At 37.8% G+C, this 11024-nt stretch carries 13 protein-coding genes and 2 pseudogenes; 7 read left to right on the top strand and 8 right to left on the bottom strand.

The annotated features are described in order from the left end of the window. From F6K23_RS38970 to F6K23_RS38955, 5 genes and pseudogenes are all read left to right on the top strand, one after another. A pseudogene (locus tag F6K23_RS38970) lies at positions 1–276 on the top strand (RNA-guided endonuclease TnpB family protein); the annotation flags it as partial. A 153-nt stretch (positions 277–429) separates the two neighbouring features. Then, a complete protein-coding gene (locus F6K23_RS38965; RefSeq protein ID WP_293166347.1) occupies positions 430–900 on the top strand; it encodes an IS200/IS605 family accessory protein TnpB-related protein in 471 nt (156 codons plus the stop codon). A 223-nt stretch (positions 901–1123) separates the two neighbouring features. Next, entirely contained in the window at positions 1124–1600 is a 477-nt protein-coding gene (locus tag F6K23_RS38960) for an SET domain-containing methyltransferase (RefSeq protein ID WP_293166345.1), read from the top strand. Positions 1601–1921: 321 nt separating this feature from the next. Beyond that, a pseudogene (locus F6K23_RS43060) lies at positions 1922–2044 on the top strand (IS607 family transposase); the annotation flags it as partial. A 276-nt stretch (positions 2045–2320) separates the two neighbouring features. Then, entirely contained in the window at positions 2321–3517 is a 1197-nt protein-coding gene (locus tag F6K23_RS38955) for an LL-diaminopimelate aminotransferase (RefSeq protein WP_293166343.1), read from the top strand. A 139-nt stretch (positions 3518–3656) separates the two neighbouring features. Here the strand turns inward: F6K23_RS38955 and F6K23_RS38950 are convergent, their stop codons facing one another. Further along, on the bottom strand, positions 3657–3800 hold the full coding sequence (locus F6K23_RS38950; protein ID WP_293166341.1) for a hypothetical protein: 144 nt from the start codon (positions 3798–3800) through the stop codon (positions 3657–3659). 290 nt (positions 3801–4090) lie between these two features. Here F6K23_RS38950 and F6K23_RS38945 point away from each other — a divergent pair, with 290 nt between their 5' ends. Beyond that, positions 4091–5032: a glyoxylate/hydroxypyruvate reductase A gene (locus F6K23_RS38945; protein ID WP_293166339.1), complete on the top strand. Its 942-nt coding sequence runs from the start codon at positions 4091–4093 to the stop codon at positions 5030–5032. Between the two features lie 273 nt (positions 5033–5305). Here F6K23_RS38945 and F6K23_RS38940 read toward each other — a convergent pair whose 3' ends face one another. From F6K23_RS38940 to F6K23_RS42625, 7 genes are all read right to left on the bottom strand, one after another. Continuing rightward, positions 5306–5680: an SET domain-containing protein-lysine N-methyltransferase gene (locus F6K23_RS38940; protein WP_293166337.1), complete on the bottom strand. Its 375-nt coding sequence runs from the start codon at positions 5678–5680 to the stop codon at positions 5306–5308. A gap of 688 nt (positions 5681–6368) precedes the next feature. After that, positions 6369–6791 carry a DUF4359 domain-containing protein gene (locus tag F6K23_RS38935; protein ID WP_293166335.1) on the bottom strand — a complete coding sequence of 141 codons (423 nt, stop codon included), beginning with the start codon at positions 6789–6791 and terminating at the stop codon, positions 6369–6371. Between the two features lie 237 nt (positions 6792–7028). After that, on the bottom strand, positions 7029–7988 hold the full coding sequence (locus tag F6K23_RS38930; protein ID WP_293166333.1) for a M48 family metalloprotease: 960 nt from the start codon (positions 7986–7988) through the stop codon (positions 7029–7031). A 257-nt stretch (positions 7989–8245) separates the two neighbouring features. Next, entirely contained in the window at positions 8246–8719 is a 474-nt protein-coding gene (locus F6K23_RS38925) for a hypothetical protein (protein ID WP_293166331.1), read from the bottom strand. Positions 8720–8840: 121 nt separating this feature from the next. Next, entirely contained in the window at positions 8841–9065 is a 225-nt protein-coding gene (locus tag F6K23_RS42635) for a zinc ribbon domain-containing protein (RefSeq protein ID WP_367267957.1), read from the bottom strand. Positions 9066–9152: 87 nt separating this feature from the next. After that, positions 9153–9809, bottom strand: a complete 657-nt coding sequence (locus F6K23_RS42630) for an RNA-guided endonuclease InsQ/TnpB family protein (protein WP_367267958.1) — start codon at positions 9807–9809, stop codon at positions 9153–9155. Between the two features lie 68 nt (positions 9810–9877). Beyond that, the gene (locus tag F6K23_RS42625; protein WP_367267956.1) at positions 9878–10066 is read right to left on the bottom strand and encodes a helix-turn-helix domain-containing protein; all 189 of its coding nucleotides are present in this window, start codon (positions 10064–10066) and stop codon (positions 9878–9880) included. Between the two features lie 178 nt (positions 10067–10244). Between F6K23_RS42625 and F6K23_RS38915 the strand changes: the two genes are divergently transcribed. Then, the gene (locus tag F6K23_RS38915; RefSeq protein WP_293166329.1) at positions 10245–10682 is read left to right on the top strand and encodes a DUF4079 domain-containing protein; all 438 of its coding nucleotides are present in this window, start codon (positions 10245–10247) and stop codon (positions 10680–10682) included. Positions 10683–11024: the final 342 nt, after the last annotated feature.

Below are 11024 nucleotides of genomic sequence, written 5' to 3'. Positions count from 1 at the left end.
AGATTTCTTGTAGTTTATACAACACAAGCCATCAGCAAGAGGCAATTAAAACAAGGAATTATTAATCTGAGTAAAACTGGGATTTATCTAAAAACTTTAGTGTCTGCTTCACAAATTAAACAAGTTCCTCTCGTCCCTAAACTTAATCATTATGTAATAGAGGTCATTTATGAGAAATGCGAAAAACAATACGAGCTAGAGAAAAATCGTTGTGCTAGTATTGATATAGGATTAAACAATCTAGCTACATTAACCTTTAATAACCGCCGGAATTAAACCAAAGAGTGATAAATGGCAGACCGTTAAAATCTATCAATCAATACTATAATAAAGTTAAGAGTTTCCTACAATCTCAACTCCGGGAGAATCAATCAAGTAAGAGGCTGAAAAAACTTTGTAACAAGAGAGAATTCAACATCAACGATTATCTTGCGTATTGCGTCCTATTTGATTATTGATACTCTAATTAATAAGAAAATAGGAACTTTGATAATTGGGCACAATGAAGAGTGGAAGCAGAAGATAAATTTAGGGAAAATAAATAATCAAAACTTTGTATCTGTTCCCTATAACAAGTTAATAGAAATGTTATCTTATAAAGCAAAAATGGTAGGGATAGATGTTATTCTTACAGAAGAATCTTACACGTCAAAAGCAAGTTTTATAGATAATGATTTGATTCCAGTGTACACTGAAGGTGAAAAAAATCATGTCACCTTTTCAGGAAAAAGAGTAAAGCGATGCAGCGCCGCCAAAGGGGGTTTCCCCCATGAGCGACTGCATCAAGACAAAGAGGAATGCAATCGTACCGCAAGCATTGGATTAATCAATGAGTCACGTCAACGGTTCTTTGAACATTATGAAAAAAGCAGCTCCCTTTTGCCTTTGACTATGGGATAGAGGAGCCAGTTGGCCCTTGCGGGTTTCCCGACTTAAAGCAACTGGCGTGGTGTTGTAGTGCCTCCTCCGGAGGAGCTGCGCTAACACGAGCGTCAGAGTAACACCTGCGTTCCGAAGGATATGTCATATTTGACCATATTTTTATGAACTATAATATTGTTTATTGTTTGTAATTGCCAGAGATTTAGTTCTCAAAATTGTTGTCAAATCAGAATAGAAATTTATGCTAGTAAGTGAAAAAATCACAAAAATTGGGTCAATTGCTGAAATTAGGGAGAGTCAGACTACTGGTGACAAATCTTTATATGCCACCGTTGAATTTAAGCCTGGACAAATTATAAGTAATTTTGGTGGTAAAGAAATTCTCGATCGCCCCAACTATTTAACCGTCCAAATCGGCGATAGTCAACATATTATGCTCGACCCAGAATTTTTGCAATATATCAATCATAGTTGCAGTCCTAATGTTTTTTTCGATACTCAAAAAATGGTAGTAATTGCTCTACGAAATATCGAAATGGGAGAAGAGTTTACATTCTTTTATCCATCAACAGAATGGTCTATGGATCGAGGTTTTGATTGTTTTTGTCAAAGCGAAAATTGTCTTGGATATATTCAAGGAGCTGCTCATTTACCCCTAGATGTGTTGAAAAAATATAAACTCTCCCAGTACATCGAAAATAGGTTAAAAGTTGAGTAAAAAAATACTACAAGTTTCTTAAATAAAAAACCTCGAAGGTTTTGGAGATACTGTTAATAACTTTAACAGTATTTTCTTACTCAATCTTAACTAGCTATCAGCTATCAGCTATCAGCTATCAGCTAAAAGCTAAAATCGGTGGTTTCGGTGTCCCCCCACATTTAGCGTGAAAAAGCGGGTGGTTTGAGTTATCAACAGTATTAAAATAATTGGAGAAAATTTTACACTACTTGATATTTCTTGTGATATACTAGATATATGTCTAACTTATTAACTATATCTGAAGCAGCAGAACTGCTATAAGTGTTAAGCAAAACAATAGTAGTTATTATTAATCGTTCTGAAGATTCTACTTTTGAAGAAATCTGAGCACAAGATGTAATCAAAATAATTACAGTTTTTTCTGCCAGACTTTATGGTTCAAGAATTCATAAAAACAAATAAATTGTCAAACAATTAAAAGAGGTAGCTGACCAATTGAAATGAAATCAATTGACTGCTATTTCAATTAAATCAGGATTTACGCATTAATAATATACATAGGGTTTTGTGCGTAACGCTACCGCTAACACACCCTACCAATAGTGTTCATGCTTAAGTCCTATAATAATAGCACTACAATAATTGGGCACGGACATTTTTCAATCCTAAAACCCTTTTAAAGTTTGCTATTCCCTGTTCCCTATTCCCTAGCGCGTAACGATATAGCTACAAAATCAAATGGCTACTAAAAATTTACAACTAAATCAGCTAACAGGAGAGAAAACCTATACCGAAATCGTGTTTCAGAAAGTGTGGGGTAGAGTTGAAGCTTATCGAAAAACCCATCCCCAACAGAAAATTTTTATGATGGCTTTTGGCGATACCACTCAACCTTTAACACCCACAGTAGTGCAAGCTTTAGTGGATGCCACAAATCGATTGGGAGACCCCAAAACTTATACGGGATATGAAGATATCACAGGAAATCCTACCCTGAGAAAAGCAATTTGTGCTAACTATTACCAGCAAAATTTGGGCATCAAACTAGATCCATCCGGAATTTTTATAAGTGATGGCGCTCAGTCAGCTTCGGTGAATATTCAAGAATTGTTTGCTCCAGATAATAAAGTGGCAGTACAAAATCCTGCTTATCCTTCTTTTGTAGAAGGAACTTTACTCGCTGGTCGCACCTTGGTCAATTTAATCTGTGATGAGCAAAATAATTTTGTGCCAAAACTGCCAGAAGAAAAAGTAGACCTGATTTATCTGTGCTTTCCTAATAACCCCACCGGAGCAGTTGCCACTAAGGAATGCCTGAAAGCTTTTGTGGATTATGCTAAAAGTTGCCAAGCTGTGATTATTTTTGATGCAGTTTATAGTCCGTTTATTACCACCCCAAATATCCCTCGAAGCATTTATGAAATTGCAGGAGCACAAGAATGTGCCATTGAAATTGGTAGTTTCTCCAAAATGGCAAATTTTACAGGTTTGAGAGTAGGTTGGTGCGTTATTCCTGAAGCACTAACAATTCAAAATACAGTACCTGGAGAATTAAATCATCTATGGCGAATTAGACACGCCGTTAAATTCTGGGGAACTGCCAATATTTCCCAATACGGGGCGATCGCTGCTTTATCTTCCGCAGGACAAAAAGAATGTCAAGAGGTAGTAAATTATTACCTACAAAATGCTCGCTTGCTCCGGGAGGGTTTAGCAGAGTATGGACTAAAGTGCTTTGGTGGTGTTGATAGTCCTTTTGTTTGGGTCAAAGCACCTCAAGGCTTATCTTCTTGGCAGTTTTTTGAAAAAATGTTGCAATCTAGAGGTATTGTGGGCATTCCCGGTTGTATTTTTGGTTCGAGTGGGGAAGGATATTTGCGTCTCAGCACTCTTGGTCAGCGGGAGGAAATTGTAGCCGCTTTAGAAAATAATTGAACAAGGAAGAAGGAAAAAGGAAAAAGGAAGAAGGAAGAAGAAAAAAGTGGATGAGTATACTAAAGAAGCTGCAACAAGCTTGTATAAACAGCTCATAAGGCGCATGGGTATTAGGAGTCAGGAGTCAGAATGAACGGCTTTAATACCAGTTTTGGGTAGTCCTGCATGGTAATGGTGAGGATATATATTTTTTAATTTTTCCCACACTCCCCATCTCCCCACATTCCCCTCCACCGGAGGGGTGCGCGGGTGGGTCCCCATCTCCCCACACTTCCTTTACCATTACTATGCACCACCACCCAGTTTTGAACTAGGAAATTCTCTTTTCTCTCAAAGGGACATCTCCTTTGAAGTCTTTTAATCACGCTTATTATTCGTAACATTCTTTTTTCATGCATGGTATTAATACCAAATCCGGTTATGAAAAGCGAATTTGTCCAAATTATTCTAACCCTTCTGCCCTCTGCCTTCTGCCTTCTGCCTTATTCTCACAATAAACCTTCTATGTAAACCGGATATGGTATTAAACCCATAAGGGAAAAAAATTCTATATTGACTACAGGAATTTGAACAATGGCAGTTCTCATACTTGCAGAAATAGATCCGACAGATATCTGGTTTACCATGTTCATCGCCCAATTGAAGAAAGAGAGGCAAAATCTAGATTTGCGAATCTGGCCTGAGTTTGGGAAACTCGAAGAAATTGAGATTGTGCTGGCATGGTTACCACCACTCGGAATCATGCAAAAATTTCCTAATCTTCAGCTAATTATTTCTTTAGGAGCGAGCGTAGATAGGATTTTAGGAGACCCCGATCTGCCAGATAATATTCCTATAGTTCGTCTGGTATCTGAGGGCAAAACATTGCAAATGGCAGAATATGTCACTCTAACTGTTTTGCTTTTTCAACGAAGGTTTATTGAATACCAAGCATTGCAGCGATCGCAACGTTGGGAAGAGCTACCTGTACAAGATGCTAGTTCATTTACTGTGGGTATTTTGGGAATGGGTAATCTTGGTTTGATGGTGGCCAAAAAGTTGGCATTGATAGGATTTCCCGTGCGTGGTTGGGGTCGAACCCCCAAAGTAGTTGCAGGAGTGGAGTGTTTTTATGGGAACGAACAGTTTAAGCTTTTCTTGAGCAAATGTCAGGCGATCGTTTGTTTGCTGCCACTGACTCCGCAAACTGAAGGTATTCTATGTGATGATACTTTTTCAGCTTTACCAACCGGAGCTTATTTAATTAATGTTGGTCGAGGTAAGCATTTGGTAGAAGCAGATTTATTAAGTGCATTAGACTCAGGTCAAATTGCAGGTGCTTGTTTGGACGTTTTCGATACCGAACCCTTGCCTACAGACAATCCTTTTTGGTCTCATCCGCAGATTATTGTTACTCCCCATATCGCTGCTCCTGGTCGTCCTGATGAACTAGCTGGTGTTATTCTTGATACGATTAATTGCAGTCGAGCGGGAAGGCCATTGAAAAATGTAATTGACCGCCACAGGGGTTATTAGTGCAAAAAGGCAGAAGGCTTTAGTTATCTAGGATGGCTTTAGTTATCTAGGATGGCTTTAGTTATCTAGGATGGCTTTAGTTATCTAGGATGGCTTTAGTTATCTAGGATAGCTTTAGTTATCTAGGATAGCAGAAGGCGGAAGGGAAGAAAAGGCGCTTACGAGAAAAAGTTTTTTCATCACTAATTATCCGGACATGATATTAGATATACCTAATATCAAACACCATGAGAAAGTTAAGTAGGTAAACAAAATAATAGGTGTCTGCGGTTGTCAATTTTGACTTTCGTAATACTGACGGAGATAATTTGCTACTCCTAAGCCGTACAGATAAACTTGCAGATCGGGAGAAGCTTCTTTAAAACCAATGGATCTACCCATACAATTCTTGGAATTGCAGGAACATTCTGGCACTGCAGTAGAATATGCCTCAGTCATTCCATAGTGGAATGCAATTATTTCACCCGCTTTAATTTCTCTAGCAGCATAGAAACTATAGCCATCAAAACTGTTATTTTTAACATAAGCATTTGGGTCACAACTATGAGAAAATAGCTGTGCTGGTTCATCAAGGTGAACGTGAATTTGATCGCTGAGTTGTAAAGAATAGTTGTCACGAGTTGGTGCTAAACCTGTACATCTTCCCACACATATAAGCTCATTATTTATGGTAAGTATTATTTGCAGTAAAAATTTTACCCATTTTGGGATGATATTCGATATTGTACTTTTCTTTCATTTGTGACTATAGCTTTAATTCTGTCAATTTGATTTATGTTATTATCCATAATTATGATTAACTATAGTTGAAACTTAAAGATTATTTCAAATTATGGATCTGTAAATTGTTAAAATTTCACTAGAAATTAGGGAATTTCCAGAATAATAACTGTTAGCTATCTAGGCAAAAACTTTTGAAATAAATCGCAGGAATAGTTTATAGCCCACATTCCGCACTTCAATTTGTATCATTAAAAGTAGTGTGTAAATCCGTAGCTTGGTAGGTATTTATACTATGCAAATCATCGCAAATCATCTCAATTACTTTTTTTGTTCACCAAATTCCCAGTAAAAAATTTACGCATAAATACTTGCTTGATCGTGTACTCAATCGCGACAGCTATGATTTTCTTCTAAAATTCTGTCTCCTGTCTCCTGCCTCCTGTCTCCTTCTTCTATACTACATTTTGTGGTGCGGAATGTGGGTTATAGAATATTAGCCAAATAAGTAAAGTAATATGAAATATAAAAACTTACTATTGATACATCTAAAAAGAATATAGAGACGTCAAATAAAACGCCTCTACAAAATTTACTGAATTAGCATAAATTGTAATTAATTTTGCTCGATTTTCTGTGGTGGAAATGTCAGAAAATTTCCCACTGCACCAATAGTCTGATATCTATTACCTTGAAACTCAGTAGTATAAAGACTAAATAATATTAAATTCTGACGTTGAGTGGCATTATCCATTAATTCTTTAATAGTAGTTCTTTGACTCTTAATTAGCTTTTCACAGCTTTTAACAAAATCACCAGTAAAATCACTCAAAAAATCTGGAACTTTTGACTCTTTACAAACAGATTCTCTAATTTCAGTTGCCAGTTTATTAGAAGCATAATTAACATATTCACTTCTAGGAGGATTAGTAAATCCCATAACTGTCGCTGTTACTGTCAGAGCGATCGCTCCTGCTTTACTCAGACCCCAAAATAGAGGTGCTTTGCTATAACCATTCTTATTTTTATCTTGTAACATAATTATAAATACCCGATTATTTTGTATAGTTCAAAGAGCTTAAATAGTCCACTAAAGATAATAAAGCTGATAGCTGTTAACGTTTGCGTAGCATGACCTAGGAAAGTTCTGACCATAGGAGGCTAGCTGACCGCTGTTTGCGCAGCATTCCGGAGAAATGCTTACAATATTTCATACTATTAACTACATCCAGGTACAAGCTAATTTCCGGATAAATTTAGGAAGTAGAGTATATTTTTAATTCCCCTTAATTCGATTAATTTCCTTTTGGAGTTCCTGAATTTGACGGCGCAACTCTTCAGATTCATTTTTTGGGGACTCTACTTCAACCTCAACAGCACCCTCAGCACCAACTTTTTTGTAGTTACCAGCACGAATTTGACGATATTCCGAAGAATTTGCCCAATTTTGTAAATACCGTAGCCTTTCCACAGGAAAAGGATGACTCAACATTACACCCTGACCACCATTATAAAGTAAGAATTTATACATTTGATTTAGGCCATCTTGGTCTAAGTCTTGATAATGATCGGACTGACGAATAAACTCTTGTAAACTACACTCATTGGCATACTTACTACTTACCCCAGCCAATTTCATCATAGTTTGCATAACTAAATTTAGGTCATCCATCACTAACAAAGCTGCCCGGTCTGCTGATAACTCAGCTTTGCGTCGCCACTCATAGAAAGCATAAATCAATCCACTACTAACTACATTACCTAAACCAAATGTTACTTCCCCAATCATAGAAGCTATACCCATTGCCCAAATTGCCATCTGGTTTAAAGTTGGGTGGCCACACTTAATATGTCCTAATTCGTGAGCTAGTACAGTCTTTAATTCTGTCTCATTTAATAAGTCCAAAAGACCAGTATTGAGGACAATTAAAGGTTGTTCTTTGCCCAAAGAATAGCTATTTACTTGAGGATTTTGAGATACAAATAAAGTAGGTTCGGGGAGTATATCTAAATCTCTAACGCATCCCCGAAATATCTGATAGATACTAGCATATTGACGAGGCCCAACTTGAATACTATTTCCCATTAAATAAACATATTGTGGGCGTTCGTAAACAAATTCTACAAATTTGCTGGCAATTAAGTCAAACCCAGGCACGCTGCGTAAAGCATTTTCCGCTTCCCGGTCCAAAGGATGGCGAAAAGCTTCACTAGAAATTCCAGTATAGGTAGGCATGATAAAATTTTTGGCGTTGCTGAATTAGTGTATGATATTAATTTTAATACTTTCAGAGTCAGGAGTCAGGAGGGGAGTAGGGGAGTGTGAGAAGTGTGGAGAGTTCAAACAATTAGGAAAATCAAAATTTTCTACCTTAATACTGTGACGATTTCCGACAAACAAACAGCACCAAGCCTACTGAAGTTATTGTCAGTTGAGCTGCTCTGAGCGAATAAATATTTTTTGATGATGATCGGACTGCCTTTGAAACCAGGCTATGCGTAGATTTGTTTACTAGATTGCCTTGCGGTAGCTGGATTCGATTTAGTATCTATAAATTGCACTGGATGATAAGTATTAATCCACAGATGAGCGCCACAACTTGTTGGTTTATAAGGTCGATAGACGATTTGGCAAGGACCTGAAATATATAACTCATAACCATAATGGTTATCACTGCCATGCTTGACTGACACTACAGCTTCCAATTCTGTTGGAGGCTTACCTTTATTACTTTTAATTTTGTTTTGATTGACATGAATCATTTTTGGTGTAGTAGATTCTCTCTTGCGCCACATACCTTTCGGACCGCGCCGAGCCGGAATTATTACAGGCATTCCACTTTCTGATACTGGTATTTCCCAGAATCTACCTTTTTTCTGTGCTCCTTTGACTCTTCCTTGAGCTAATAAAACTAATAAACGTTGACGAGATATACCTAATAAAAAAGATGCTTCTCTAGTACCCATGGTTTTTTTCCTTAACTGTTGGACAATAGTTAAATGTCCCAAAATAGAACAACAACATTAAATGAAGTTATGTGACATCTCCCACACTATAGCATCAGCTTAGTGTAAGATATCTCGTTTCTTAGCCCCGGTATCCCGTCGGGCAAGCGCGTGCTTTAAGGACGGAATGCCCTACCTCCCTATTTTTGATATTTATCGCCGCATTTAAGTCGCGGTCTATTACTATGCCGCAATGCGGACAAGAATGGGTTCTTTGAGATAATTCTTTGGGAACTTTTTCCCCACAGTTTGAGCAATCTTGGCTGGTATTTTGGGGGTTCACTGCTATGGTTTTCACCTCCAGCATTTCCGGCTTTGACAGTCAAAATAGTTAGGAATTTACCCCCAAATCGCATCGTTAATTGATTTACTCAAACGGGTCAATGCTTGCCCTTTAATGTTTAAGTTTGCCTCCGGCACGCCGCTCCGCGTCTACGTGGGCGATCGCCTCCGCTTTTGATAACAATTCATTGGCTGTTTTAAAATGAAAATCTTTACGCTTGTCAGCTACTTTTTTATGTTGTTTAGCTACAGCTAGAAGAGCTTTTAACCATCTTTTGCTGCCTTTATTCTTACGGGATAAGCGTTTTTGTAGAGTCTTTAATCGCTTCTGAGATTTTCGATAATATTGAGGAATGGGAACCGATTCTCCGTTACTTGTTAGCAAAAAGTCTTTTAACCCCATGTCTATCCCCAAAGTATTTTCTGAAGTAGGTTTAACTTCAGTTGTGAACTGAGGAACCGACTTATTTTCTAGGGATAGCGTCACATAATAACCGTCAGCTTTGCGACTAATAGTAACAGTTTTAATTTGAAATCCTTCTGGTATTGGTCGATGCTGAATCAACTTTACCTTACCAATTTTGGGCAAGTTTATCTTGTTTCCTTGAATGCAGTCAAGATTGATTTGAGGATAACAAAAGCTTCGATAACGTCCTTTTCCCTTAAACCTTGGTTTCCCTAATTTATCTCCATTTTTGTATGTCTTAAACCATCTATCAAAGGCAAGTTTTACCCGTTTTGTGCAGTCTTGTAATACCTGAGAATGAATCAGCTTGTACTCAGGAAACTTATCTTTGGTATTGACTAAATCTTAATTCTTACGAGTAATAATCTGGATTATCTCTTAGTTGAGAAATTGGCATGCACCTTGGGGCAAGCGTTAACCGGACAGCGGTTTTCTTCCCACCATGAAAACCGCTCATACAGCCTATAATTGTACTGCCGACGTAACAATTCCAGCCACAACTCTATTACTGTGGCTTGTTCTTTGTTGGGCAATAGCTTGTACTGGTAGGCGGTTCGCATATCTGCTTTAATTTCGTGTATGCTTTTGTTATAACACCATTTTTTTAAATGGCAACTATTATGCAATCAGATTTTGTATCAAGTGGCCGTTCAGTGTCAGATTTAAAGGCCCATTAAATTATCAATTGCTCCTCCCTGTTCCCTCTTTTCTGGACTGTCAAAATTACAATTAATATCAATGAATTTACCTTCTTTTTTGTGGCTTTGGAAAATAGCAGCTTGGTCTATGGGTCTTTCTCTATTTGCCTATTCATTATTAGCAGTAACAGGCGGTTGGATGTTTTTTGCTCGCCATAACAAACAAAAACGTCCCCAATGGTTACGAGCATTTCATTATATTATTGGTGGTATAATGGTATTGTTAGTAATTTTGTTACTAACAATTGGTTTGGTGGGGACTATTGGCTATTATGGTGACTTGGGTCATTCCGCTCATTTACCCGCAGGTTTAACTGTTGTGACATTGGTGTTAGTTTCCGCGTGGAGTGCGACTCAGATTAATCCTAAACAACCTTGGGCGCGATCGCTTCATATCACGACTAATATTATTCTGTTGTTTAGTTTTGCAACAGTATCTTTGACTGGTTGGAGTGTCGTGCAGAAATATTTGCCTTGAAGAAAGAAGAAGATAAATCAAGTTTTTCTACCTCACTCACAGAAACTTCCGATTTACAACTGCAGCAGTTATCAAAGCACATACTGCCTCAATTAATGCTGTGACTGTTAGTGGAGATGCTCAAATTTTTGCTACGGCAAGTAGCGATCGCTAGGGCAAAGCTATCGCTAACGCTCTGTTAGTCTGTAGAATTTCAAAACAGGTAGACATCTCTATAGAACCCCTAAGCGTATCTTCATAAATATTAAATTTTTCTAGCTAGGAGACAGGAGACAGGAGACAGGAGACAGGAGACAGGAGACAGGAGACAGGAGACAGGAGACAGGAGACAGGAGACAGGAG

The organism is Okeania sp. SIO2C9 (genome assembly GCF_010672455.1).
GTDB lineage: Bacteria > Cyanobacteriota > Cyanobacteriia > Cyanobacteriales > Microcoleaceae > Okeania.
Note: the sequence above shows the minus strand (reverse complement) of the source record. Positions and strands in the feature narration are given on the sequence as shown.